The sequence below is a fragment of the Rhodococcus jostii RHA1 genome, assembly GCF_000014565.1.
GTDB lineage: Bacteria > Actinomycetota > Actinomycetes > Mycobacteriales > Mycobacteriaceae > Rhodococcus_F > Rhodococcus_F jostii_A.
Genome location: NC_008268.1, coordinates 5057318 through 5083292, shown reverse-complemented (window position 1 = coordinate 5083292; position 25975 = coordinate 5057318). Strand labels below are relative to the sequence as shown.

The 25975-nt window shown below is 67.7% G+C and carries 24 protein-coding genes; 14 read left to right on the top strand and 10 right to left on the bottom strand.

What is annotated here, in order from left to right:
• Window positions 1-94: 94 nt before the first annotated feature.
• From RHA1_RS23500 to RHA1_RS23480, 5 genes are all read left to right on the top strand, one after another.
• The gene (locus tag RHA1_RS23500; protein WP_011597127.1) at window positions 95-1543 is read left to right on the top strand and encodes an MDR family MFS transporter; all 1449 of its coding nucleotides are present in this window, start codon (window positions 95-97) and stop codon (window positions 1541-1543) included.
• 4 nt (window positions 1544-1547) lie between these two features.
• Entirely contained in the window at window positions 1548-2588 is a 1041-nt protein-coding gene (locus RHA1_RS23495) for an NAD(P)-dependent oxidoreductase (protein WP_050787364.1), read from the top strand.
• A gap of 40 nt (window positions 2589-2628) precedes the next feature.
• Window positions 2629-3372, top strand: coding sequence for a hypothetical protein (locus tag RHA1_RS23490; protein ID WP_011597125.1), 744 nt, complete (start codon window positions 2629-2631; stop codon window positions 3370-3372).
• 110 nt (window positions 3373-3482) lie between these two features.
• On the top strand, window positions 3483-3968 hold the full coding sequence (locus tag RHA1_RS23485) for a cupin domain-containing protein (protein WP_237724159.1): 486 nt from the start codon (window positions 3483-3485) through the stop codon (window positions 3966-3968).
• A gap of 49 nt (window positions 3969-4017) precedes the next feature.
• Window positions 4018-4617: a hypothetical protein gene (locus RHA1_RS23480; RefSeq protein WP_011597123.1), complete on the top strand. Its 600-nt coding sequence runs from the start codon at window positions 4018-4020 to the stop codon at window positions 4615-4617.
• 40 nt (window positions 4618-4657) lie between these two features.
• Here RHA1_RS23480 and RHA1_RS23475 read toward each other — a convergent pair whose 3' ends face one another.
• Entirely contained in the window at window positions 4658-6076 is a 1419-nt protein-coding gene (locus RHA1_RS23475; RefSeq protein ID WP_041811908.1) for a DUF2252 domain-containing protein, read from the bottom strand.
• A 181-nt stretch (window positions 6077-6257) separates the two neighbouring features.
• On the opposite strand from RHA1_RS23475, the gene RHA1_RS23470 reads away from it, so the two are divergent.
• Window positions 6258-7079: a class II glutamine amidotransferase gene (locus RHA1_RS23470; RefSeq protein WP_029539602.1), complete on the top strand. Its 822-nt coding sequence runs from the start codon at window positions 6258-6260 to the stop codon at window positions 7077-7079.
• Between the two features lie 11 nt (window positions 7080-7090).
• Here the strand turns inward: RHA1_RS23470 and RHA1_RS23465 are convergent, their stop codons facing one another.
• Window positions 7091-7441 carry an amphi-Trp domain-containing protein gene (locus RHA1_RS23465; RefSeq protein WP_011597120.1) on the bottom strand — a complete coding sequence of 117 codons (351 nt, stop codon included), beginning with the start codon at window positions 7439-7441 and terminating at the stop codon, window positions 7091-7093.
• Between the two features lie 151 nt (window positions 7442-7592).
• On the opposite strand from RHA1_RS23465, the gene RHA1_RS23460 reads away from it, so the two are divergent.
• Window positions 7593-9194 carry an MFS transporter gene (locus RHA1_RS23460; RefSeq protein ID WP_011597119.1) on the top strand — a complete coding sequence of 534 codons (1602 nt, stop codon included), beginning with the start codon at window positions 7593-7595 and terminating at the stop codon, window positions 9192-9194.
• A 45-nt stretch (window positions 9195-9239) separates the two neighbouring features.
• Here RHA1_RS23460 and RHA1_RS23455 read toward each other — a convergent pair whose 3' ends face one another.
• Window positions 9240-10172 (bottom strand): LysR family transcriptional regulator, encoded by a 933-nt coding sequence (locus RHA1_RS23455; RefSeq protein WP_011597118.1) that lies wholly within the window; start codon window positions 10170-10172, stop codon window positions 9240-9242.
• Between the two features lie 202 nt (window positions 10173-10374).
• Between RHA1_RS23455 and RHA1_RS23450 the strand changes: the two genes are divergently transcribed.
• The 4 genes from RHA1_RS23450 (at window position 10375) to pyk (ending at window position 15708) form a co-directional block, all read left to right on the top strand.
• Window positions 10375-11469, top strand: coding sequence for a tartrate dehydrogenase (locus tag RHA1_RS23450; RefSeq protein WP_011597117.1), 1095 nt, complete (start codon window positions 10375-10377; stop codon window positions 11467-11469).
• Window positions 11470-11598: 129 nt separating this feature from the next.
• The gene (gene dctA, locus RHA1_RS23445) at window positions 11599-13065 is read left to right on the top strand and encodes a C4-dicarboxylate transporter DctA (protein ID WP_009477869.1); all 1467 of its coding nucleotides are present in this window, start codon (window positions 11599-11601) and stop codon (window positions 13063-13065) included.
• Between the two features lie 34 nt (window positions 13066-13099).
• On the top strand, window positions 13100-14230 hold the full coding sequence (locus tag RHA1_RS23440; RefSeq protein WP_011597116.1) for a glycerate kinase: 1131 nt from the start codon (window positions 13100-13102) through the stop codon (window positions 14228-14230).
• Window positions 14227-15708 carry a pyruvate kinase gene (pyk, locus tag RHA1_RS23435; protein ID WP_081437462.1) on the top strand — a complete coding sequence of 494 codons (1482 nt, stop codon included), beginning with the start codon at window positions 14227-14229 and terminating at the stop codon, window positions 15706-15708. Before RHA1_RS23440 ends, pyk begins: the two co-directional genes overlap by 4 nt.
• Here the strand turns inward: pyk and RHA1_RS23430 are convergent.
• The 4 genes from RHA1_RS23430 to RHA1_RS23415 form a co-directional block, all read right to left on the bottom strand.
• Window positions 15698-17131, bottom strand: a complete 1434-nt coding sequence (locus RHA1_RS23430) for an amidase (RefSeq protein WP_011597114.1) — start codon at window positions 17129-17131, stop codon at window positions 15698-15700. The genes pyk and RHA1_RS23430 overlap by 11 nt on opposite strands.
• Window positions 17131-18600 carry a sodium:solute symporter family protein gene (locus tag RHA1_RS23425; protein ID WP_011597113.1) on the bottom strand — a complete coding sequence of 490 codons (1470 nt, stop codon included), beginning with the start codon at window positions 18598-18600 and terminating at the stop codon, window positions 17131-17133. Before RHA1_RS23425 ends, RHA1_RS23430 begins: the two co-directional genes overlap by 1 nt.
• Window positions 18597-18872, bottom strand: a complete 276-nt coding sequence (locus RHA1_RS23420) for a hypothetical protein (RefSeq protein WP_005566410.1) — start codon at window positions 18870-18872, stop codon at window positions 18597-18599. Before RHA1_RS23420 ends, RHA1_RS23425 begins: the two co-directional genes overlap by 4 nt.
• 151 nt (window positions 18873-19023) lie before the next feature.
• Window positions 19024-19974: an Lrp/AsnC family transcriptional regulator gene (locus RHA1_RS23415; protein WP_011597112.1), complete on the bottom strand. Its 951-nt coding sequence runs from the start codon at window positions 19972-19974 to the stop codon at window positions 19024-19026.
• 260 nt (window positions 19975-20234) lie between these two features.
• Between RHA1_RS23415 and RHA1_RS23410 the strand changes: the two genes are divergently transcribed.
• From RHA1_RS23410 to RHA1_RS23400, 3 genes are read left to right on the top strand one after another with little or no spacing between them, the layout of a single operon-like run.
• On the top strand, window positions 20235-21377 hold the full coding sequence (locus RHA1_RS23410) for an isochorismate synthase (RefSeq protein WP_011597111.1): 1143 nt from the start codon (window positions 20235-20237) through the stop codon (window positions 21375-21377).
• Window positions 21374-22144 (top strand): 2,3-dihydro-2,3-dihydroxybenzoate dehydrogenase, encoded by a 771-nt coding sequence (locus tag RHA1_RS23405; RefSeq protein ID WP_009477861.1) that lies wholly within the window; start codon window positions 21374-21376, stop codon window positions 22142-22144. Before RHA1_RS23410 ends, RHA1_RS23405 begins: the two co-directional genes overlap by 4 nt.
• Window positions 22145-22179: 35 nt before the next feature.
• Entirely contained in the window at window positions 22180-23832 is a 1653-nt protein-coding gene (locus tag RHA1_RS23400) for a (2,3-dihydroxybenzoyl)adenylate synthase (RefSeq protein WP_011597110.1), read from the top strand.
• A 10-nt stretch (window positions 23833-23842) separates the two neighbouring features.
• On the opposite strand, the gene RHA1_RS23395 is transcribed toward RHA1_RS23400, so the two are convergent.
• From RHA1_RS23395 to RHA1_RS23385, 3 genes are read right to left on the bottom strand one after another with little or no spacing between them, the layout of a single operon-like run.
• Window positions 23843-24661, bottom strand: a complete 819-nt coding sequence (locus RHA1_RS23395; protein WP_016883952.1) for an ABC transporter permease — start codon at window positions 24659-24661, stop codon at window positions 23843-23845.
• Window positions 24621-25466 (bottom strand): ABC transporter ATP-binding protein, encoded by an 846-nt coding sequence (locus RHA1_RS23390; protein WP_016883953.1) that lies wholly within the window; start codon window positions 25464-25466, stop codon window positions 24621-24623. The genes RHA1_RS23395 and RHA1_RS23390 overlap by 41 nt, the downstream gene beginning before the upstream one ends.
• On the bottom strand, window positions 25463-25942 hold the full coding sequence (locus RHA1_RS23385) for a MarR family winged helix-turn-helix transcriptional regulator (protein ID WP_009477857.1): 480 nt from the start codon (window positions 25940-25942) through the stop codon (window positions 25463-25465). The genes RHA1_RS23390 and RHA1_RS23385 overlap by 4 nt, the downstream gene beginning before the upstream one ends.
• Window positions 25943-25975 lie beyond the last annotated feature (33 nt).

Sequence of the window (25975 nt, the reverse complement as noted above, 5' to 3'; positions counted from 1 at the left end):
CGTCACGGGGCACAGCCGCGGAACACTTCGTCTCCCGTTGTCGTTACCGTTGGTCAGGAACTCTTGTGAGCGCGGTAACCGGAGAAGGTGGGTAATGGCGACGGACACGACCCCGGTCGACGTCGGGTTCCGTTCGGAACGCGGACCGATTCTCGTGTCACTGATGCTCACGACGTCACTGGTCGCGCTCGATGCGACCATCATCTCCACCGCCGTCTTCACCATCGTCGGGGACCTCGGCGGCTTCTCGCAGTTCCCGTGGCTGTTCTCGATCTACCTGCTCACCCAGGCCGTGTCGGTGCCGATCTACGGCAAGCTGGCCGACATCTTCGGCCGCAGGCCGGTGATGCTCCTGGGCATCGCCCTGTTCGGCGTCGGCTCGGTGCTGTGCGGGATCGCGTGGAGCATGCCCGCGCTGATCGCGTTCCGTGCTGTGCAGGGTCTCGGCGCCGGCGCCGTCCAGCCGATGAGCATGACCATCGCCGGAGACATCTACACCCTCGCCGAACGCGCCAAGGCCCAGGGTTATCTGGCCAGCGTGTGGGGCATGTCGGCGGTGGTCGGCCCGACCCTCGGCGGGGTGTTCTCCGAGTACCTGTCGTGGCGGTGGATCTTCTTCGTCAACATTCCTCTCTGCCTGCTCGCGGCCGTGATGCTGATCCGCAACTTCGACGAGAAGCAGGTACGCACACAGCGGTCCATCGACTACGCCGGCGCCGGAGTCCTGGCAGTCGGGGCGACGCTGCTCATCCTCGGACTCCTCGAGGGCGGGCAGGCCTGGGCGTGGAGTTCACCGATCAGTCTCGGCATCTTCGCGGCAGGATTCGTGTTCCTGATCGTCTTCGTCCTCGTGGAACGCCGCGCCGCCGAACCGGTACTGCCGCTGTGGGTGTTCACCCGGCGGGTTCTCGCGGCGAGCAGCCTCGTGTCACTGCTGGTCGGGGCGATCGTCCTGGGCCTCACCACCTACGTGCCGACCTTCACCCAGGGCGTCCTCGGGACGGGCGCGCTGGTCGCCGGGTTCGCGCTGGCCACCCTGACCATCGGCTGGCCGATCGCCGCGTCACAGTCCGGGCGCGTGTACCTGCGTTTCGGCTTCCGTGTCACGGCCACCGCGGGGAGTCTGCTGGTCGTGGCGGGCACCGCTCTCACGTTGAGCCTGTCCGTCGAATCGGCGGTGTGGCAGGTGGCGATCTGCTGCTTCGTCATCGGCGGGGGCATGGGACTCGTCGCGAGCCCGACCCTCATCGCGGCGCAGTCGAGCGTCGACTGGTCGGAGCGCGGCGTCGTCACGTCGACCAACATGTTCGCCCGGTCCATCGGCAGCGCCGTGGGGGTCGCCCTGTTCGGCGCCCTCGTCAACGCGCGACTGGGTGGCGCCGACAACCCCGCCCCCGGCGACCTGGCCGGCGCCCTGCATCTGGTGTTCGTGGCCGCCCTCGGCGCGGCCGTCGTACTCGTCGTCGCCGCGGCCGCGATGCCGAAGTCCGCCTCCGCACCGGAGATCGAGTCGGGCGCACCGACGCCCGACCGCCGGCGCTGAAGGAGTGACCGTGCCCGACCCGCACCTCGACGTGCTGATCGCGTCGTATCTCGAGCAGGACCTGGTCGACAGGATCGCAGCCTGCGACCCTCGGATCCGGGTGTCGTACGCACCCGAACTGCTCCCCCGGCCTCGATGGCACAGCGACCACGTGGGGGTGCCGCGTGAGCTGACGGCCGGCGAGCACGACCGATGGACGTCGATGTTGCGGACCGCCGACGTCATGTTCGATTTCGACTGGCGCCACCCCGAACACACACTGGAACAGTCGCCGAATCTGACATGGATCCAGGCGACGTCCGCAGGCGCCGGGCAACTGATCGAGAAATTCGGGCTGTCGGGTGCGCCGCTCACGGTGACGACCGCCGCGGGAGTCCACGCCGATCCGCTGGCCGAGTTCGCGCTCGCCGGCATTCTGCATTTCACGCGCGGACTCCCCCGGCTGATCGCCGACCGGCAGACCCGGACCTGGCGCAAGCAGGAAACGACCGAGCTCGCCGGACGCCACGCGCTCGTCGTGGGCGCAGGCAAGATCGGCTCGCGCACAGCGGAACTCCTCCGGTGCTTCTCCGTCACCGCCGACGGGGTCGCCCGCAACCCACGACCTGCCAGCGCCCCCTTCGACAGCATGACCACCACCGACCGGATCGCCGAGCACCTGCCCACCGCGGACATTCTCGTGATCTCCTGCGCCCTCACCGACGACACTCGCGGACTGATCGGACGCCGCGAACTCGCCGCGCTCCCCGACGGCGCGCTGGTCGTCAATCTCGGCCGGGGACCGATCATCGACGAAGATGCTCTCGCAGAAGCACTGTCGACGGGCAGGCTGCGCGGGGCGGTCCTGGACGTCACCTCCACCGAACCGCTCCGCGAGGACTCGCCGTTGTGGACGGCCGACAATGTCATTCTCAGCCCGCACAGTGCCGCCAATGTGCCGTCCGAGAACGGAAAGATCGTGGATTTGTTCGTCGAGAATCTCGGACGCTACCTGTCGGGTGACGCGGCGCTGCTCAACGAGTTCGACTTCGACGCGGGATACTGACTGCGCCGAACGACCGCCCCCGCTACCGTGGGTACCCACCATGACCGACCGTGACCTCGTCGACCGGATCGACCGGCTCGTTCACGACCAACTCGCGAACCACGACAACCGATCCGGGCACGACTCGACCGTGAACCAGGACCTGTGCCCGCACTGCGGACGCGAATGGCACGGGCTCCCGATCACCGAACGCATGCAGCAGATGCGGCACGCCCGGGCACTCGACCCGGCATACAGCTACGCCCGCGATCACAGCATTGTGCTGTGCGCGGGCTCGGCGTTCATCGGGCCGATGCCCGAAGAAGTGCTGATGCCCGGTGGATTCGACGTGCATGCCGCCTGGCGGGACATGGTTGCGGCGGCACGGCAGGCGACCGATCCGCTCGAGCAACCGGACCCGTTCGACGCGTATCGCACCGCCGGTCCGCCCGGAGGCGAACCACCTGCCGTGGGCCTGGCCGGCGGATGCGACCGCGCGTCGTGGCACTGCCCGCAGTGCGGCGACCGAGCGCACTTCCTCGACACCGGCCGCGAACCCAACGCCTTCGCGGTCGCGCTGCGCGCCTACGCCGCGCACATCGCCGCGGCGCACGACCCGTCCGCGGACGACGAGGACGCCGCGTCCACCTTCTCGACCCGCTGGGCACTTCCCACTCGCGGCGTGCTCTGGGACAGCCGGCACACCGTGATCGGACGATTCGGCCCCGGCGGCAGCACCTTCGAACCCGGTGCCACCGCCCGCGACCTCCGCGGCTTCGGCGGTCCACCGCACGCGCGGGACTGAGTGCCCCGGCGCGTCGGATACTGCGGGGAGAAAGAACCACTCGATGGCCGTTGCGTCGGCGTATCGTCGCGGGAAGAACCCCTTACTCGGCCGTGGGAGGTGTGCGGGCAGTGCCAATTCGCCGGATTCTGGGCCCGGAAGAAGGCGAGCTCTATCAGCCCGCCGGTGCCTGTGGCGACCGCTTCCTGGTGAACAGTCGAGAATGGGGTGGCGGGTTTTCCATGGTGGAGCATCGTCTGCCTGCCAAGGTTCTTGCGGCTCCACTTCACAAGCACACCCGCGAGGATGAGTTCAGCTTCATCCTGGAGGGCACGGTCGGCGCCAAATTCGGGGACCACGAGGTCATAGCCGGTCCGGGGAATCTCATCTTCAAACCCCGCGGGGAATGGCACACGTTCTGGAATGCCGGAGAGACACCGGCACGGTTGCTGGAAATCATCTCTCCCGGAGGTTTGGAAGAGCTGTTCCGATGCCTCGACCGACTGACCGAGGACCTGAGCCCCGCGGAATTGGAGGAAATCATCGCACCCTACGGATGCTCGGCGGACATGGAAGCGACCATGGCGCTCGTCGAAACGCACGGGCTGATCTTCTAGTGCGCACCGTTGCCGGAGGGTTCTTCGGGGCGACGGCGAACCGGGGCAGATGACGGACGGCCGCGACGCACAGTCGACGCAACGCAGTGCACGCCGCCGGACGGACACGCCGCGGTGGTGGCGGTTGGCGACCGGGATCGTCCTCACCGCCCTCGTCGCGTTCGCCTGCGCTGCGACGCTGGTGATCACGATTCCGCTCGACCCGGTCTTCCCGTACGTCGTGCTCGCTGGTTTCGCCCTGCTGATTCTGGGTGCCGTGTGGCTGATCCTCGCCGGCGTTCAGCTCTGGCGGTTCCGGTGGGATCGACGCATCTGCCTGGCACCGGCCATCGTGGCGCTGACGGCGACCCTCGTATTCTTCGGTGTGCCGTCCGACCTCGGGTGGCGGCTGTCGGTAGGCGAACTGACCGCGTACGCGCAGACGTGCACACCGTCGTCCGACGACCAGCGGATAGGACTGTACGACACCTGGCGCGTCGAGCCGCTGGACACCGGCTGCCACTTCTTCCTCGAAGGCGGCCTGGTCAACCTTGTCGGAGTCGCTCGTCTGCCGGACGGGACCGACAAGATCGGGCGACCCCAGCGTGACGGTGAGATCGGATATCAGCACATCGAATCCGACTGGTACCGCTTCATGCAGATCTTCTGAGCCGCGCCGACTGTCGAAGCCAGTCGACCGCGTTGCTGCTTCAGAGACCGGTGGCTGCGACGATGCGGCCCCCGGCGACGGCCTCGAGCAGCGCCGCATGATCTCGGGTGTTCTGGTCGGCGTACGTTTCGGCGAATTCCTCCATCGCGTGGTCGAATTCGGTGTCGTCCCCCAGGTAGGCGGCGATCGCGATCCGGTCGCCTGCCCGCGCGTGCGCGTAGGCGAGGGCCCGGGCGCACAATCGCCCGTACAGCATCATCACGGTGGGGGTCTGGGATTCGACCACCGCCGAACCCTTCCCGTCCCGCAGTTGGCGTACGTAGAAGTCCCGCTCGACGCCGTCGGGACCGGCACCCCGTTCCCAGCCCAGGAAGATGTCGCTCGCGGCCTGCATCAGCCGCTGTCCGCTGACTACCCGCTCGCCCTCGGTCGCGAACGACGGCCCGTCGACGTAACGCGACAGCACCGACGGACCCGCCTCCTTGACCTGGAGGAACAGCGGATCGTCGTCGTCCGCTCCGAGCATCAGGATGATCCAGGTGCGGGTGCCTACACTGCCGACCCCCACGACCTTGCGGGCGATCTGCACCATCCGGAACTGGTCGTAGAGGACGCGGTGGTCCCACCGCAGAGACTGCGCGTACACGCCCAGACGGTGTCGCAGGTCTCGGTACACCGAGTCGAGGTCGTCGCCCGCGTACAGCTCCTCGGCCGGGACCAACAGTGGCGGGTTGCTGATGATCCGCCTCTCACCGTCCACGACGGCGGTCAGTTTGGAAAGCGCTTGGACGCTGTCCCGGCGCCGCGCCTTCTCCAGAGCTGTGCGGGCGCGCTTCTTCTGCGACTTGTCCAGCTCGTCTCGAAGCTCCACGAGTTCCGCTGTGGGCTCGATGTGGGAGTACCAGACGGCCAGATTTCCCAGTTGTGCCTGTCTGGCGATGGTTTCGCGGTATTCGGCGGCGCAGGCGCGGGCGATCTTCCTGCTCTTCCTGCCGCTGAATCCGTTCTCCCGCGCCGCGATCGCGAGGCTCGAGACCAGGCGTTTGACATCCCATTCGAAGGGTCCGGGATGTGTCTCGTCGAAGTCGTTGACGTCGAATGCCAGCAGGCGTTCCGGGGTGGCGAAGATTCCGAAGTTACTCAGGTGCGCGTCGCCGCAGAGCTGCGTGCGCAGGCCCGTGGTGGGCGAGTGGGACAGGTCGTCGGCCATGATCGCGGCGCCGCCGCGGTAGAAGGCGAAGGCCGTCGCCGCCATGCGCCCGTACCGGATCGGAACGAGTTCCGCGACTCTCTCCGTCGCCTGCTTCTCGAGGAGGCCCACCGGGTCGCGCCGATCGGCCATACCGTGCTCCGCCAGCGCGGACGGTGGAGTGTCTCGACGGGCGGCCGTCCCTCGTTGTGCGCGCTCGGCCCGGCTCGGATGGGCTACCCGTTCGTCGTGTTCCGCGGAGTTCGTCATCGGGCCGCCGTAGATTCCTCGGACATGGCTGTCTGCCTTCCTCGAGCGACGCGATATGGCTTGTCGGTTGCCCATTCTCCTCCGCGCGGACGGCGTTGGCGGCAAATACCAGCAGGTTCATCGGCAAAGGGGGGTGGGCTCGGCGGTGCCGTTCTGCTTGAATTGTTGTATGTGCCGGTGGATGGCGTACTCGGGTGAGCCGATCCTCGCGGAGGACCTGTTGTTCCGCCCAGAACATTCGCTGATCGACCAGAGTCTGCACTCACGTCTCGGGGCGACGACCACCAATGGTGACGGCTTCGGTGTCGGCTGGTACGGCGAGGGCACCGAACCGGCGGTGTACAAGAGCATCGAACCGGCCTGGAACGACAGCAATCTGCGGGAGATCGCCGGTCAGGTGCGAACGCGGATGTTGCTCGCGCACGTGCGGGCCTCGACCGGGACGCCGGTGCAGCGCAGCAATTGCCATCCCTTCCGGCACGGACGGTGGTTGTGGGTGCACAACGGCGCCCTGCGTGGTTTTCACGAGATCAGACGCGACCTGGTGATGGCCGTCGACCCGACGCTGTTCTCCGACATCGAGGGGTCGACGGACTCCGAGGCCCTGTTCTTCCTCGCACTGACGTTCGGCCTCGCCGACGACCCCTTCGGTGCCGTCGCCCGGGCGGTCGGCTTCGTCGAAGACGTCGGCCGCACGTACGGGGTCGAGCATCCGGTGCAGATGACCGTCGCGACCACCGACGGTGAATCGCTGTGGGTCTTTCGTTATTCGAGTGAGCGGCAGTCGAGGTCGCTGTTCTTCTCCACCGAGGTCGCGAAGGTGCGCGCACTGCACCCGGAGGTCGAGGTGCTGCGCGAATTGAGCGGGGAGACCCGCTTCGTGGTCTCCGAGCCTCTTCGCGACCTCGAAGGCGCGTGGAACGAAGTGCCGGAATCCTCGGCCGCCGTGGTCCGTCCGGGCGACGACGAAATCCGGCCCTTCGAACCGACCTCACCGGCCTGACTTCGCCCAGCTCACTTGGCGGCGCTCTTGCGGGGCCGCCCACGACGCGCGGTGGTCTTGGCCGGAGGCGCAGGCTTGACCGGCGGAGTCTCCGATTCCGGTTCCGGTTCCGCGTCGGCGGTGGATTCTTCGGACGGATCGTCGCGCCAACTGATTTCGATCTCGATCTCGGTCTCGTCGCCGTCGACCTCGATCTCGAGCTCCCACTGGACACGGTCGCCGACGACGACCGAAATCGAGTCGCCGCCGGAGCCCAGTTCCACCTCGGAGCCGCTCGCGAGGGCCTGCCCGAGCGCGATGAGCCGGTCGGACACCTCTTTCCGGGAGAGCTCGGACTTCCTCTTGATCTCCAGCTTGGGCACGGCGACTCCTCACCTCGGTGCAGTGTCTATCACCGTAACCGTCGCGCGACCGGTGCCCGGATCGAACGGATAACAATCCGACGCTGTAGCTTCGCCGTCCCCGCGCATGGGACACTCGGGTGCAGCGGAATGGACGGACGGTGGGCCTCCTATGACCGAAGAACCGACCAACGGTGGTTCCGAGCGGGCAACGGGCCCTCGGCGGACACTCGCGATCCTGCTGGCAATGGCGATGTTCGTGCTCGTCGTCGACACGTCGCTGATGAACGTGTCGATCTCGTCGGTGGTTCGCGACCTCGACACGACCGTCAGCGGCGTCCAGGCCGCGATCGCACTCGAGGCGCTGGTTTCTGCCGCGTTCATCCTGATCGGCGGCAAGGTCGGCGATCTCATCGGACGCAAACGGGCGTACGTGCTGGGCCTGCTCGGCTACGCAGTCGGTGCGTCCGCGATGGCGCTCGCACAGAGCCTGACCGCGATCATCATCTTCTGGGCGATACTCGGTGGAATCGGCGCGTCACTCCTGTTGCCCGCCATGCAGTCCCTCATCCACGGCAACTTCGAAGGCGCCGCGCAGAAGAAGGTCTACGCCCTGGTCGGGGCGGCGGCCGCGATCGCCGCCGCCGTCGGACCGCTGCTCGGCGGTTTCATCACCACTTACCTCTCGTGGCGCATCGGGTTCGTGCTCGAGGTCGTCATCATCGCGGTCGTGCTGTCCGGCATCAAACTGGTCCAGGATGTGCCGTACACCGGGCCCCGGGTGATCGATCTGGTGGGCGCGGTCCTCTCCGTTCTGGGGATGGGCGGCATCGTGCTGGGAATCCTGGTGTGGCAGGAGGGTGGCGAATCCGTTGCCGCGCTCCTGGTGATCGGTGCGGTCGCGCTGGCGGTGCTGGCATACTGGCTCCTGCGGCGCAAACGTCAAGGGAAGCCGGCCTTGCTGGACCCGGATCTGTTCCGCTCCAAGATCTTCCGACTGGGCATCTCGGGGCAGATGCTCCAGCAGATCGCCCTGGGCGGCACGATGATCGCGCTGCCGATCTACCTGCAGATGGTGCTCGAGTACAACGCGATGCAGGCGGGATTGTCCCTCGCACCCCTCTCCCTCAGCATGTTCGCGGTGGCGTTGCTCGCGGGCAAGAAGGCCGGCGACCGGCGCCCGAGCAGCATCATCCGATGGGGATTCGTGCTGCTGACGATCGGGATCGCGGCGCTGATCCCGATCGTGCCGCGCGCCGAGTTCGGCTGGGGCCTGGTGATCCCGTTGGTGATCGCCGGATCCGGGCTGGGATTGCTGGTATCCCAGCTCAACAACTACACACTCGCCCCGATCGAGGAGGAGCGGATCAGCGAGGCCGCCAGCGTCAATTCCGCAGCGGGATCGTTCGGGCTCTCGTTCGGGCTGGCGTTCGCCGGCGCCATCATGCTGGCAACGCTGTCCCTCACCTTCACCTCGATGGCGGAATCGAGCACCGTGCTCCCGCCGGCAGAGCAGCAACAGGTCGCGCAGGTGCTCGAGGACGACGCCGAAGTCATGAGCAACACCCAACTCGAACAACTACTCGTCGACCAACCGCCGGCGATTCAGGACGAGATCGTCCGCATCAACACCGGCGCACGACCCCTCGCCCTTCAGGTCGCCCTGCTCATCCCCATCCTCGCCGGCCTCATCGGGGTGTTCAACTCGTTCCGTATGAGGCGGATCCCGGACCCGACACCACAGAACTCGGGCGAAGGGACAGACCTGGGCTGAATTCCCATGAGCCGTCACCGCACGGGTCGTGGGCACGACTGTCGTTCACAGGTTTTGCGGGTTTTCCGCTGCGGGCGCCTCCCAGGCGGCCGGTGTGCGTCCGGCGTACTGTCGTGCCTCGTCCATGAGCGCCCGCGCGGGTGGCGTGAGGTGGGTGCGCCGGCAGACGGCGGCGACGTGCAGGTAGGACTCGGGGACGATGCGGTGCACGGTGGCGCCGGCCTGCCGCGCCGACGGCGCCCACGACGACGGCATGACGGCCTGCCCGAATCCGCTGAGCACCATCGGCAGGATCGACGTCCGGTGGGCGACCTCGGCGACGATGGTGGCTGGGACGCCGCTGGCGAGGACCTCGTCGACGAGTGTTCGCATCAACGACCCCCGCTGCGAGACGATCAGGCGGAAGCCCGACAGTTCCGATCTCCGAATCTCCGGGTGTGCCGGTGTTTCGGCGCCCGGACCGGAGAGGAGGATCAGCGGCTGGCTTTCGAGCGCGACGACGTCGAGTTCGGGGGCACGCACCGCGGCGGGTGAACCCAGGATCCCGATCTCGCAGACGCCGGTGCGCACGGCGTGCAGCACCTCTTCGGGAGTGAACGCCGCCTCGGCATTGACGGTGACCGAAGGATAGGTGCGGCTGAATCTGGTGAGGATCGTGGTGAGTGGTTCGATCCCGGGTGACGGCATCGTGATCAGGTCCACGCGACCGGCGCGCAGCCCTTTCAGCGCATCGACGGAGGCCTTCGCGTCCTCGAGATCGCGCAGCACCACGCGGGCGGGACCGACGAGCGTTTCGCCGGCGTCACTGAGCACCAGCCGGCGTCCGACGCGGTGAAAGAGCGGTACCCCGAGTTCCCGTTCGAGCGCGGATATCGACTGGGACAGCGAGGGCTGCGCGATCAGCAGTGTTTCCGCTGCGCGGTTGATGCCTCCCTGATCGACCACGGCCAGGAAGTACCTCAACTGACGCGCGTCCATCCGAACCCCTCGTCTCCGTCGATCCGCGCCGAACCCTGGAGTGCGACCGCTGTGTGGGCACTCACTCTACCTGCGAAGACGCAACTCGATTAGGTCAAACCTATAAGCCGGATCGACTCTTGGTCATGGACGCTGCGCGATTGTGACGGGTTAATGAATGCATCACACACTGTGACGAGCACAACACGATGGAGGCAACGACATGGCACCGCAGACGTTCAAGATTGCATCGATCCCCGCCGACGGCGTCGGCAAGGAGGTCGTCGCTGCCGGACGGCGCGTGCTCGACGTCCTCGCAGAACAGTCCGGTGGGCGTTTCGCCTTCGAGTGGGAAGAATTTCCCTGGGGATGCGGGTACTACGAGCAGACCGGGAAGATGATGGCCGACGACGGCCTCGACACCCTGAAGGCATTCGACGCCATCTACTTCGGTGCGGTCGGATGGGAGAACGTCCCCGACCACATCAGCCTCTGGGGGCTGCGGCTCAACATCACCCAGAACTTCGACCAGTGGGCCAACGTGCGGCCCGTGAAGTTCCTCCCCGGCGTGCAGTCGCCGCTGCGCAAGGCCGACGACACCGAACTCGACTGGATAGTCGTCCGGGAGAACAGCGAGGGCGAGTACGCCGGCCTCGGCGGACGTAACCTCAGCGGCCGCGGACCGGGCAACGAGGTCGCCCTGCAGACCGCGCTGTTCACCGAGAAGGGCTGCGAGCGCATCATGCGGTTCGCGTTCGACCTGGCCCGCACCCGCACGGTGAAGAAGGTTTCCAGCGTCACCAAGTCCAACGCCCAGCAGTACGGCATGGTCCTGTGGGACGAGGTCTTCAATCGCGTCGCCCTCGACTACCCCGACGTCGCGACCGAAAGCGTCCTCGTCGACGCCATGAGCGCGAAGTTCATCCTGCACCCCGAGGACCTGTCCGTAGTGGTGGCGTCGAATCTCAACGCCGACATCCTCTCCGACCTCGGCTCCGCCCTGGCGGGAAGCCTCGGCATCGCGGCCAGCGCGAACCTCAACCCGGAGCGCCGCTTCCCCAGCATGTTCGAACCCGTCCACGGTTCCGCACCCGACATCGCCGGTCAGGGCATCAGCAACCCGATCGGCGCGATCGCCAGTGCCGCCCTGATGCTCGACCACTTCGGGCTGCACGACGAGGCACGCCGCGTCGAAGCCGCCATCGAGGCTGCCACCGCGAGCGGAGCACTGACCCGCGACATCGGCGGCTCGTCGGACACCGACGCCGTCACCGAGGCGATCGTGCACGCTCTGCAGACCGCGCTGACCCCGGCCTGACCGCTTTCCATCTGCACAGCCGGCCCGACTCGGCAGGATCTGCCGAGTCGGGCCCCCACCCCTCGAACGGTCGGTAACTCTCGGCCACCCCGTCTTCACACCCGAACACTCTCACCCGAGGTGAACGTCATGGAAATACCCAGCAGCGCAGCGACTTACCAACCGGCGACTGTGAAGAAACCGTGGTACAGGCAACTGTACTTCTGGGTTCTCATCGCGATCGTGCTCGGCATCCTGGTCGGGTGGCTCTGGCCGGACACCGGCGAGGCGATGGAGCCGATCGGCACCACCTTCATCACCGCGATGAAGATGCTGATCTGCCCGATCGTGTTCCTGACGATCGTCGGCGGCATCGCGAGTGTCGCGGACCTGAAGAAGGTCGGGCTGACCGGGATCAAGGCGCTGACCTACTTCCAGGTCGGAACGATCCTCGCGCTGCTCACCGGCCTCGTCGCGATCAACCTCTTCCGCCTCGGGGACGGGGTGAACGCCGACGCCGCCTCGCTGGAAACGACCGACTCCGCCAACAAGCTGATTCAGACCGGTGAAGAGAAACAGTGGTGGGAGTTCATCACCCACCTGGTTCCGGACAGTGTGTTCGGCCCGTTCGTCGAGGGCGACATCCTGCAGGTCATCTTCCTCGCCGTCATCTTCGGTGTCGCCATCAACGCGGTAGGCCAGATCGCCGCACCGATCCGGGACGCCGTCGAACGCCTCACCGCGGTGGTGTTCAAGGTTCTGAGCTTCATCATGAAGCTCGCTCCCCTCGGTGCGTTCGGTGCCATGGCCTTCGCCATCGGCAAGTACGGTGTCTCCACCCTCACCAGCCTCGGCAGCCTGATCCTGCTGTTCTACGTCACGTCCGCGTTCTTCGTCTTCGTGGTCCTCGGATCGGTCATGGCGTACCTGCGGCTCAACATCTTCCGGATGCTCGGCTTCTTCAAGGAAGAACTCCTGCTCATTCTCGGAACCTCCACCGCCGAGCCCGCGCTGCCCGGCTTGATGCGCAAACTGGAGTACGCCGGCGTCAAGAAGCCCACGGTGGGACTCGTGGTGCCCACCGGCTACAGTTTCAACCTCGACGGGGCAGCCATCTACCTCTCTCTCGCGGCGCTGTACATCGCGCAGGCCACCAACACCGACCTGTCGATTCCGCAGCAGCTCGGCCTCCTCGGCGTCATGTTGTTGACCTCCAAGGGCGCCGCAGGTGTCGCCGGAGGCGGATTCATCGCGCTGACAGCAACATTGAGTACCCTCGGCACCATCCCCGCAGCCGGCATCATGCTCATCTTCGGTATCGACAAGTTCATGTCCGAATGCCGCGCCCTGGTGAACTTCATCGGCAACGCCGTCGCCACCCTGTTCGTCGCCAAATGGAACCACGAACTCGACGTCGACCGCGCCCGCCGCGTCTTCTCCGGCGAAGTACTTCCCCCGCCCGACGGTGACGTCGAGAACGACTTCGACATGGAGATCCTGGAACAGGAGCCACGGGACAAGCACCACCACATGATCAAGGAACCGGACGCGGTACACATCGACCACGAACGGATCGACCCCGCGGCGACGACGCCCGCGCACTCCACACAGCGATGACCGCATCCGCACTGCACACGAGAAAGGAAGGCCGATGAGGGTTCTGGTTGCCCCGGACAAGTTCAAGGGCTCGCTCTCCGCAGCCGATGTCGCCGAACACCTCTCGGCCGGACTCGCCTCGGCGGGGATCGAGAGCAGACAGCTTCCCCTCGCCGACGGCGGCGACGGCAGCGTCGACGCGGCGGTGGCAGTCGGGTTCACTCCGCACCCGGTCACCGTCGCCGGCGCCACCGGAACACCCCAGCGCGGACGTATCGCAGTCAACGGCACCACAGCGGTGGTCGAGGTCGCCAATACCTGCGGACTGGCCACCCTCCCGGGCGGCCGCCGCGCTCCACTCGACGCCTCCAGCCTCGGGATGGGGCAAGCGATCTCGCAGGTGTTGCGGTTTCGACCCCGCCGGCTGGTCCTCGCCCTGGGCGGAAGCGCCGGCACCGACGGCGGGACGGGCATGCTCGCCGCGCTGGGATTCACGTTCGCCGACGCCGACGGCCGGCAACTGCGGGCCTGCGGCCGAACCCTGCACCAGGTCCACACGGTCGATTCCTCCCGAACGGTGAACATGACAGACGTCGGGATCGTGATCGCCGGCGACGTCACCAACCCGCTGACCGGACCGCACGGCGCCGCCGCCGTGTACGGCCCGCAGAAGGGCGCCGACCCCGCGACCGTGCGCTATCTCGACGCCGGCCTCGACAACCTCGTCGAGGCGTTCACCCGCAGCGGCCACCCGCAGGCGCGTGCGATCGCGAACTCCCCCGGCGCCGGTAGCGCGGGCGGCATCGGATTCGCCGCCATGATGCTCGGAGCACGCATGGTCTCGGGTGCCGAGTACTTCCTCGACCTGCTCGATTTCGACGGCTGCCTCGCAGGGATGGACCTGGTGATCACAGGCGAGGGCAGCATCGACGAGCAGACCGAACACGGCAAACTCCTCACCGTCCTCGCCCGCCGCGCCCACCCGGTCCCGGTGATCGCCGTCGCGGGCCGCAACACGCTCTCCCGGAACCGTTGGGCACCTCATGGTTTCGAATACATCCATGCTCTCGGTGACTACACCGACCGGAACACGGCCACCGACCCGGAGCTGACCGGCGAACTCCTCACCCACATCGGGCGCGACATCGGCCGCAGCTCACTTCTGCACAACGAAGGACCACGATGACTCTCACCGACATCGAAGCGCCGCTCACCGATGTGGTCGACACGTCTGCCCTGTTGTCCCGCAGGGCGAAGATCGTCTGCACGCTCGGGCCTGCCACCGCCACGGACGAGCGCACCCGCGCTCTCGTCGAAACCGGGATGGACATCGCCCGACTGAATTTCAGCCACGGCGACCACACCGACCACGAGGCCAACTACCGGCGCGTCCGCGCCGCAGCCGACAACACCGGCCGAGCCGTGGGAATCCTCGCGGACCTGCAGGGACCGAAGATCCGCCTCGGCCGCTTCGCCGACGGCGCGGCGGTGTGGACGGCCGGCGAACAGGTCCGGATCACCGTCGAGGAATGCGAGGGCACCCACGACCGGGTCTCGACCACCTACACCCACCTCGCCCAGGACGCCCGGCCCGGAGACCGCCTCCTCGTCGACGACGGCAAGATCGCACTGACCGTCATCGACATCGACGGCAACGATGTGGTGTGCCGGGTCACCGAGGGCGGCCCGATCAGCAACAACAAGGGCGTCTCCCTGCCCGGAATGAACGTCTCCGTCCCCGCCCTGTCCGGCAAGGACATCGACGACCTCGAATTCGCCCTGCGGCTCGGCGTCGACCTGATCGCCCTGTCCTTCGTCCGCGCCCCCACCGACATCGACCGCGTCCACGAGGTGATGGACCGGATCGGCCGGCGGGTCCCGGTGATCGCGAAAATCGAAAAACCCGAAGCCGTCGACGACATCGAGGCGATCGTGCGCGCCTTCGACGCCGTCATGGTCGCGCGCGGCGACCTCGGCGTCGAGGTCCCCCTCGAACACGTACCGCTGGTACAGAAACGCATCGTGCAGATCGCCCGGGAGAACGCCCGGCCGGTGATCGTCGCGACGCAGATGCTCGAATCGATGATCGACAACTCCCGCCCCACCCGGGCCGAGGCATCGGACGTGGCCAACGCCGTCCTCGACGGCGCCGACGCGGTAATGCTGTCCGGGGAAACCTCCGTCGGCGCCTACCCGATCGAGACGGTCGCGACGATGGCGCGAATCCTCTCCGCCGTCGAACACCAGTCCACCACCGTCCCGGACCTCACACACATCCCGCGCACCCACGGCGGCGTCCTCTCCTTCGCCGCCCGCGACATCGGCGAACGCCTGAACGCCACAGCGCTGGTGGCATTCACCCAGTCCGGCGACACCGCACGACGCCTCGCCCGGCTCCACACCCCACTGCCACTGCTCGCATTCACCCCGGTACCCCAGGTGCGCAACGAACTCGCCCTCACCTGGGGCACCGAAACCTTCCTCGTCGACCCGGTCGCATCGACCGACGAGATGATCCGCCAGGTCGACACCGCCCTCCTCCGGCTGGGCCGCTACCAGCGCGGCGACCTCGTCGTCATCGTCGCCGGCTCACCCCCACACACCGTCGGATCCACCAACCTCATCCACGTCCACCGAATCGGCGAAGACGACTTCACGAAGTAGACGCTGCCGCCCTCTCGAGAAGGTGCGGACGCGTGGCTCCGACGGGGTCGAGCTGCTCGTAGGCTCGTGCCACGTCGAGCAGGAACAGGTCGTTGCCCGGGGCGGCGACGATCTGCACGCCGACGGGCAGACCGTCGGCGCTGAATCCGGCGGGAACGGAGATCGCGGGGCAACCCAGCACCGTCACGGTCAGCGCGGACGTCATCCAGTCGAGGTAGTCGTCGCAGCGACGGCCGTCGACCGCTGCCGGGTACTCGAGCTCTGCGTCGAACGGAAGTACCTGCGACACGGGCATCACCAGGACGTCGTGGTGGGCGAAGAACTCGACGGCGCGCTGCTGGATCTCCGCCTGCGCCACCATGGCTTTCGCGACATCGTCGGCGGAGAGCCGGTCTGCCTGCCGGATGTTGTCGAGCAGCGACGGCTTCAGCAGGTCGGGGGTGGCGTCGGCGCGGTCACCGAGGTCGATCTTGAACCGCCACGCCCGCAGTGTGCGGAACACCCACTCGGCGTCGGGAATCGACGGCGCGTCTTCGGCCACCACGGCACCCGCGGCGGCGAAGATCGACGACTGCCGGTCGTGGATCTCGCGGACCGGCGCGTCCACGGGGAAGATGCCGTTCAGATCCATGGACACCGCGACGCGCAGACCCTGCAGGCCGGCGACACCGAGACGCGGCGCGAGGGCGTCGGCGCTGAGCGAACTTCGGATCCGCGCGTCGGGTCCGGAGATCACCGACAGCAGCAGTTCCAGGTCGTCGACGTTCCGGGCCATCGGTCCCTGTGTCACGAGTGCGTCCCAGGGCGCACTGTTCGGCCAGCACGGGACGCGGCCCGGAGTGGGGCGCAATCCGACGACGTTGCAGAAGGACGCCGGGTTGCGCAGCGAACCGCCCATGTCGCTGCCGTCGGCGAGCGGGACGAGTCCCGCACCGAGCGCCGACGCGGCGCCGCCGCTCGAGCCACCCGCGCTCTTGGTGGGGTCGTACGGGTTGGTGGTGGTCCCGAAGACGGGGTTGAACGTGTGCGAGCCGGCGGCGAATTCGGGGACGTTGGTCTTGCCGATCGTGACGGCCCCGGCCGCGATGACGCGTTCGGCGATCAGCTCACTGGTCTCGGGCACGTTGTCGACGAGGAGCGGCGAGCCCGCCACCGTGGGGAAACCGGCGACGTCGTGAGTGTCCTTGAAGGCGAACGGCAGTCCGTGCAGCGGCCCCACCGGGGTCCCGGCCGCCGTCTGTGCGTCGGCCGCGGCGGCGGTGGCGTGCGCCCGGTCCAGGTCGAGGCTGACGATCGCGTTGACCGTCGGATTCACCTGCGCGATCCGGTCCGTGTGCAGGTCGAGCAGCTCGCGGGCCGAGATGTCTTTGCTACGGAGTGCGGCCAGCATCTCTCGCGCGGTCGAGTAGTGATCGATGGTCATTACGTGGTCTCCAGGATCGGGGCGGCGGCCGGAAGGTCTTCCGACGACGCGGGGGCCGGGGTGCGGGGACGGCTGGCGCGGACGACGGCCTCCACGACGGCGATCACCGCGAGGTTGAGGACCAGGCCGCAGATGCCGGCGTCGATGTTGGCGAGGTTCAGTTCGAAGACGGTCATCACGATGACGGTGAGCATTCCGACGACGAGACCCGCGAACACGGATTGCTTGGCGAGCAAAGGCTTCTCGGGCAGGGCCAGCGCCAGGCCGGGGGCGAGTTGGCTGAGACCGCCGAACGTGAGCAGCAACAGGTTGGCCAGCAGATCGGGGCGCGTCAGGCCGAGCACGAGAGCCATGGTGGCAGCGGCGATCACGACCAGGTGGTTGAACCGGAGCTTCGTGCGCTCGCTCCGGATCTTCACCAGGTTGTGCGACGCCAGCGTCGAGATGCCGATGCAGATGGCGCCGGCAGGCAGCATCGCGGCGGAGGCTGCGGCGATCGCGATCAGTCCGAGCGCCCAGTTCGGCAGGGCTCCCCCGGCCAGCGTGAGCAGGACGGCGTTGCTGCTGGTGTTGGGATTCAGCGCGAGGATCCCGACGAAACCCAGCATGATCGGAAGAATCATGACCACCTGGTACATCGGCAGAAAAGTGTTGTTGGAACGGATCACTCGACCGTTCTTCGCGGCCAACAGCGGCGGCCAGAGGTGCGGGGTGGTAAGGAACCCGCAGCCGATCGCGGAGATCAGCAGGCTCGTGGTCCACCAGACCTTGTCGTAGTCGCCGGGATTCACGGTCAGCATCTCGCTGTGGGTCTGGGCGATCTGGCCGAACACGTCGCCGATGCCACCGGCGAAGTGCAACGGGATCACGATGGACAGCACAACGACGGCGAGCAGGATCAGGACGTCCTTGACATAGGCGGTGCGCGCGAGGCCGTGAATGCCGGCCCACAGCACGAACCCGACGACGAGGACGGTCGCGACGATCATGCTCAGCGTGCCCGAACTCGCGCTGCCCGTGACGAGACGGACGATCAGACCGAGGCCGGTGATCTGCAGCTGCAGGTACGGCAGCAGGAAGATGATGCCGCACAGGGCAACGAGCCGGCCGAGGAGCGGGCTGCGGTACCGGTCCGCGAAGAAGTCGGCCTGGGTGATGTAGCCGCGGTCCTTGCTGAGCTTCCAGATCCGCGGTCCGATGAAATACAGGGCCACGTAGCCGAGCGGGATGTACGGGATGGCGTAGGTGGCGCCGATGCCCGCGGTGAACGCGATACCGGCGACACCGAGGAACGTGAACGTGGTGAACGATTCACCGGCCTGCAGGAAGAAACTGGTGACCACACCGAAGTTCCGCGTGCCGACCGTCCACTCGCTCAGGTTCTGAGCGCGTTTCCGGCGTCCACCGACCGCGATCACGGCCAATCCGATCATGCCGGCCAGGGTGATCCACAGAGCTGAGTTCGTCATAGCGTCGCCTCCTCGAGCTGGAGGTCGTCGCTCCGCTCCTCGTGCGGCCGGACGAGGCCGAACTCCACCGCCGCCAGCGCGGGCAGCAGCAGGAGCACCCAGGCCGAGCACCAGACCAGCAGCCGGGGCATTCCCAGCCACAGGTCGGCGGTGTTCACAAACGGCAGCCACACGGCGGTGACGAGTGCGAGCACCGGGGCGACCGGGACGAGCAGCAGCCAGCGGCGCTGCGGCGAATCCTCGATCGCCCCGAGAATGGCGTCTCGTTGCATGCTGTTCCTTCTTCCATCCGGGGAGTAGAGGAAGCATGCGTGGTGCGGATCACAGCACTCAACAGCTGGACGAGGTTCGGCGAAATCGGCCACCAGCCTGTCGGAGATCGCAATCAGGTGCGCCGGAGGGGCCGCCCGATGTCGAAATCCGTCACATTGCCCGCCCGCTGCGTTTGACCGCCTGCACCACCATGTTGGTTTCCAGGGCGGCCGCGTCCGCCACCCACGGCGCGGTGGTGATGTAGTCGTAGAGCACCGACTCGTCGGGTGCGGCGATGTTGGCGACCACCTGGTACTCGCCCGCCGTGCCGGCGGCGTACCGCACGTACGGCATCTCGAGCATCCCCCGCACGAGCGGTTCGATCCGGTTGCGCTGAGTCTTGATGAACAGCATCGCCTCGGCACGCAGCCCGAACAGGACCGGATCCACCACCACCCGGAGGCTGATCGCACCCTCGGTGAGCAGCGACTGGACGCGTCGCCGGGCCGTCGCCTCGGACGCGCCCGCGGTCCGGGCGAGCGCCGTGGTGCCCACCCGCCCGTTCTGCATCAGCTCGCGGATGATCGTCCGGTCGACGGGATCCCGGGTGCCGCGTTCCAGGTCCGTGAGGAATGTCGCCGGAGGCGACACCCCGCCGATCGCTTCCTTCTCGGCGGGGGTCAGCACCCCGGCCTCCCATTCGCGGACCGTGCGGAAGTACCGCAGCACGGGGTCGGTCCAGCTTCGGACCACGCCCATCGTCGCGGGCAGTTCGTCCATGACGAGCTTCGGGAGGCGGTCCCGGGACACGTGGATCTCGGCCACACAATCGGCGGTGCCGGTGAGGATGTACACGAAGATGCAGTCGCTGCGCTGGGCGAGGGCGCTCGCCGCCACTCGCACCGTTCCCGGCGAGCACTGGAGGCGGACGATCGCGGTGCCGCCGCTGTTCGCGACGGCGGTGACGGCCACCCGGCCGGACTCGAGGAGCGCGATGCCGTGCCGGGTGACGTTCCGCTCGGGTTCGCCGAGCGCCTGGGCGATGCGGCTCCAGGAGCACCGCCCATCGACCTGGAGGGCGGCGACGATCCGCTGATCGAGCGAGAACCTGCGTTCGGTCATTGCAGCCGCCTGCCCTCCATGCAACGTGTGCATGCGATGTTAGGCCAGTCGATGGTGGCGAAAATCCAGATCCTGTTCGCAGCTGATATCGCGCCCGGGCATCGTGTTCGAAACCGCTGGTCTGCAACAGAACACGCCACGCGCCAGAACCGCAGACAAACACTCTCGATCACCAAAGGTTAGGCTAACCGTATATGGTCGAGGCGGGGCGGCACGCATCGCCGCGCACCACAGTTGTCCGCTACGAAAGGGGATCGCAGATGCAGTCGACGGCCATTGCCGAGTCCGCAGAGACTTCGGCGGACCTCCCGCCGGGCGCGCCGTTCGTTCTCTCCCGCCCGCACGGCACCGTGATCGCCGACGGCATCCGCACCGGTTACGACTCCGCCCGCGACGCCGCCGCCGCCCTGCGGAACGGCACCGCGACGTCGGTGGTCGGCGCGCTCGCCTTCGACCCGTCACATCCCGCCGCGCTGATCGCACCACAGGCGCTGCGTCATCACCCGGGAAGCTGGACCCCTCGCCTGCAGGCCCTTCCGCGCGTGCGCGCCGGTGAGTCGATTCCCCCGGAGGACGAGCACATTTCCCGGGTCGCCGCCGCCATTCACGTGCTGCGGGAACCCGATGCCACACTGCACAAGGTGGTACTCGCCCGATCGGTCGTCCTGCACGCCGACGAACCGCTGCATCCGCACGCACTGCTCGCGCAGCTCGTGGCGAACGACCTCGGCGGCAACGGCTTCAGCGTCGATCTGAGTGCCGCAGGCACCGGCTGGTCGGGACGGCACCTCGTCGGCTCGAGTCCCGAGGTGCTCATCCGCCGCCGCGGCAACACCGTGACCTGCCATCCTCTCGCCGGATCCGCTCCCCGGCACACCGATCCCGAGATCGACCGGCTGACCGCCGAAAACCTTGCCTCGTCGGAGAAGAACCTGCGTGAACATGCCCTCGTCGTCGAGGCGCTGCGAGCGAGCCTCGAACCGTTCTGCACTGAACTCGACATCCCGGACAGGCCCACCCTCACCAGCACACCGCAACTGTGGCATCTCGGCACGCCCGTGTCGGGACGGCTGCGGGACCGCTCGGTGACCGCACTGGACCTCGCCGTCGCCGTGCACCCGACCCCGGCCGTGTGCGGCACCCCCACCGACGCGGCGCGTGCGCTGATCGGCGAACTCGAGGGCGACCGCGGCTTCTACGCCGGCGCCGTGGGCTGGGCCGACGCCGACGGAGACGGCGAATGGATGGTCACCATCCGGTGCGCGCAGATCGACGCCGACCGCACCACCGTCACGGCGTACGCCGGCGGCGGCATCGTCGCCGCATCCGAACCGGACGACGAACTCGCCGAGACCACAACCAAACTGGGCACCGTCCTCGCCGCACTGGGGCTCCCCCGATGAGCGGCACCACACTGGTCGTCGGGGCGGCCCAGGGCATCGGGCGGGCAACGGCCGTCACCCTGTCGCGATCCGGTCACCGCCTGGTACTGCTCGATCGTGACGCCGACGGCCTCGCCGCCACCGCGGCACTGCTCGACACCCCGCCGCTCGGTACCGCCGTCACCGACATCCGCGACACCGACGCCGTCACCGACACCGTCCGCCGGATCGAGGACGAGCACGGTCCCATCACCGCACTCGCACACGTGGCGGGTGTGCTCGAGACCGGCTCGGTGCTCGACGCCGACCCCGAGAGCTGGCAGCGCGTGTTCGACGTCAACGTCACCGGCCTCGTCAACGTGCTGCGGGCGGTCGGCACCGGAATGCGCGAGCGTGCAGCCGGTTCCATCGTCGTGGTCGGCTCCAACGCCGCGGGCGTCCCCCGCACCGGCATGGGCGCGTACGGCGCGTCCAAGGCCGCCGTGTCGATGATCGTCCGGGTACTCGGCCTCGAGCTGGCCGAATACGGGATCCGCGCCAACATCGTCGCCCCCGGCTCGACGGACACCGCGATGCAGCGGTCGCTGTGGGCGGACCCCGCCGACGACACCGGCGCGCGCGGGGCGATCGACGGCGACCTGGGCACGTTCAAGGTCGGAATCCCGCTGGGCCGCATCGCCGACGCCGCCGACATCGCGGACTCCGTCGAGTTCCTCTTGTCGGAGCGGGCGCGTCACATCACCATGCAGGCGCTCTACGTCGACGGCGGCGCTACCCTCCGAGCCTGACGCCCCGAACAGCCATGCCCGTGAAAGGACTTTCGATGAGCACGAGCGTTCGCGCTCCCCTGGAGATCACCGTCGGTTACCCCGCCGACCTCGCCGCACGCTACCGTGACGCAGGGTACTGGACGGACGAGACGTTCCAGCAGTTCCTGGGCGCCCGCGCCGAGCAATTCGGGGACGCGATCGCCGTGACCGGGCCGGACGCGTCCGGGGTCGACCGTGCCCTCACCTACCGGGAACTGTCCGACCGCGCCGACCGGCTCGCCGCCGGGCTGCAGTCGTCGGGGGTGCAGCCCGGCGACCGGGTGGTGGTGCAACTGCCGAACATCGTCGAGTACGTCGAGGTGATCTTCGCGGTCTTCCGGCTCGGCGCACTGCCGGTGTTCGCGCTGCCCGCGCACCGCGCCCAGGAGATCTCCTACTTCTGCAGCTTCACCGACGCCGCGGCCTACGTCGTCACCGATACGCACGCCGGATTCGACTACCGCACCCTCGCCCGCGACGTGGTGTCCTCGGCCGAGAATCCGCCCCGGATCATCGTGGCCGGGGACGCGGAGGAGTTCACGTCACTCGACGAACTCCGGGCGGCGGAACCGATGTCGGACGGGCCGGCGGTGGGTCCGGAATCGGTGGCATTCCTGCAGCTCTCGGGCGGAACCACCGGGGTGTCGAAGCTGATCCCGCGCACGCACACCGACTACCTGTACTCGGTGCGCGAGTCGGACCGCATCTGCGGCGTCGACGAGAGCACGCGCATGCTCGTCGTTCTGCCTGCGGCGCACAATTTTCCGATGAGCTCACCGGGCATCCTCGGCGTGCTGCACGCCGGTGGTCGCGTGGTGCTCGCGCCGGATCCGAGTCCCGACACCGCGTTCGCGCTCATCGAGAAGGAGGGCGTCACGATTGCGTCGCTGGTGCCGCCGCTCGCGTTGGCGTGGCTGGCCGCCAGTGGTCGCACGGAACGCGACCTCTCGAGCCTCGAGGTGCTACAGGTGGGCGGTGCCAAGTTCAGCGCCGAGGCCGCGAAGCGGGTCCGTCCCGAACTCGGGTGCACGCTGCAGCAGGTCTTCGGGATGGCGGAGGGCCTGGTCAACTACACCCGCCTCGACGACCCGGAAGACACGATCGTCACCACCCAGGGCAGACCGATCAGCCCCGACGACGAGGTCCGGGTCGTCGACGACCGGGGCGAGCCCGTCCCGAACGGCACGTCCGGTCATCTGCTCACCCGCGGCCCGTACACCGTCCGCGGGTATTACCAGGCTCCCGAACACAATTCGACGGCGTTCACCGAGGACGGCTTCTACCGCACCGGCGACATCGTCCGGCTCACGGACGACGGCTACCTCGTCGTCGAGGGCCGCGCGAAGGATCAGATCAACCGCGGCGGCGAGAAGGTGGCCGCGGAAGAGGTCGAGAACCATCTGCTCGCACACCCCGCCGTCGCCGACGTCGCGGTGGTGTCGATGCCCGATCCGTATCTCGGCGAGCGCAGTTGCGCGTTCGTCGTGGTCCAGGGCGAGCAGCCGAAGGCGGTCGAACTCAAGAAGTTCGTCCGCGGCCGCGGACTCGCCGAGTACAAGGTGCCGGACAAGGTGGTGTTCGTCGACGAGTTCCCGGTCACCGGTGTCGGCAAGATCAGCAAGTCCGACCTGCGCCGGGCACTGGAGAAGACGTTCGTGACTTCGTAACCCGACCCCGCTATCGGGACAGTCTCCCCAGCAGCGCGGACGCGACGGCGATCCCGAGCACCGCGGCCGCCACGAGCACCCCGAAGTCCAGCCAGTAGTTCGTGGGCTGGCCGATCAGCAGCCCCCTGAGTGCGGACACCTCGTAACTCAGGGGGTTCACGCGGCTGATCGCCTGGACCCACCCTGGCATCAATTCCACCGGGTACAGCGCGTTCGACGCGAAGAACAGCGGCATCGTGATCGCCTGCCCGATCCCCATCAGCCGGTCGCGTTTGAGCACCACCCCGGCGATGGCCACCGACAGGCACGAGAAGAACGCCGCTCCCAGCACCACGACCGCGACGACACCTAGAAGTCGCACCGGATTCCACGTCATTCCGACGCCGAGCAGCGCCGCCACGACCACGACGACCACGGCCTGGGCCACTGCGCGAACACCGGCCGCGAACGCCTTGCCCGTCACGAGAGCCGCACGCGGAGTGGGAGTCACGAGCAGTTTGGTCAGGACCCCGGCGTCGCGTTCCCAGATGATCTGGATGCCGTAGAAGATCGCGACGAAGAGCGCCGACTGGGCGATGATGCCCGGCGCCAGATAGTCCAGGTAGGGGACGTCGCCGGTCGGGATCGCGCGAATGCGGCTGAACGTCTCCCCGAAGATGACGAGCCACAGGATCGGCTGGATCGCCCGGGTCACCAACTCGGTGCGGTCGTGGCGGAGTTTCTGCACTTCGACCAGACAGAACGTGACGATCCGCGACAACAACCGGAGCACACCCCGGGTCGGCGGTTCAGCCCATACGGCGGGCAGTGCGGCGGGCGCTGCGGACATCCCGGAGCCCTCCCTTCTCGTCGGCGGTGAGACTGTCACCGGTGAAGTGGCGGAAGACGTCGTCGAGCGTCGAGTCGGGCCCCAGTTCGGCGACGAGTCCCGATGGGGAACCGACCGCCCGCAGTTCGCCGCGGTGCATCAACGCGACCCGATCACACAGCGCCTCGGCCTCTTCCATGTAGTGGGTGGTGAGCAGGACCGTCATCCCGTACTGCTTCTGCATCTCGGTGACGCGGGTCCACACCGAATCCCGTGCGACCGGATCGAGCCCGACCGTCGGTTCGTCGAGCACCAGCAACGACGGCCGGTTGACCAACGCCTGCGCGAGTTCGAGACGCCGGACCATGCCGCCCGAGAAACTCGACGCCACCCGGTCGGCGACATCGGCGAGGTCGACCATCTCCAGCACCTCGTCCACCCGGCGCCTGCGTTCGGGCCGGGGTACGTCGTAGAGGCGGGCGAACCAGGACACGTTCTCACGGGCGGTGAGCGCGCCTTCGATCGACAACTGTTGCGGCACATACCCGAGCAGCCGTCGAACGGCCATGGCCTGGGTGCGCACGTCGTACCCGAAGATGCTCACGTCGCCGCCCTGCAGTGGGAGAAGCGTGTTGAGCAGTCGGATCGTGGTGGTCTTCCCCGCCCCGTTGGGGCCGAGAAGGCCGAAGCACTCCCCCGCCTCGATCACGAGACTCAGGTCCTTCACCGCGGCGTAGTCCCCGAACGAGTAGGTCACGTGCGACAGTTCCAGCGCGCCGCCTGCGGGCCGCAGTCGTGCGGCGGTCTGCGCCCTGCGAAACATCATCTGACGACCTCCTGATCGCTCGGCCCCGCCTGGTCCGGGTGGAGTGCTCCGGCGAGGCGGGTGATGGCGGGTATGGCGGATTCGATGGCCTTCCTGTCCTCGGCACTCAGCCCGTCGAATGCGGCGGCGACCTCGATGTTGCGGCGGTCGCGCCAACGCTCGACCTGTGCCCGAGCGTCGTCGGTGAGCGCCAGGCGGGCGACGCGGCGGTCGGACTCGTCCCGCACCCGTTCGACCAGCCCGGCGTCGGTCAGTTGCCGCACGAGGGTGGAGACCGTGTTCGCCGCGAGCCCCAGAGCCGCCGCGGCCTCCGCTACGGACGTGCCGGGCCTGCGGCGGAGCAGACGGACCAACTCCACCTGTGACCCCGTCAACGGGGTCTCCGGCCACGGCCGCCCGACCCGACGGCGCGTGTGCCGGCGCAGCAATCCGATTGCGGCGAAGAGCTGTTCGGCAGGCGACTCGTTCTGTGCCATGAAAACAATATAGCTCTGTTTCAGAGGTATTAC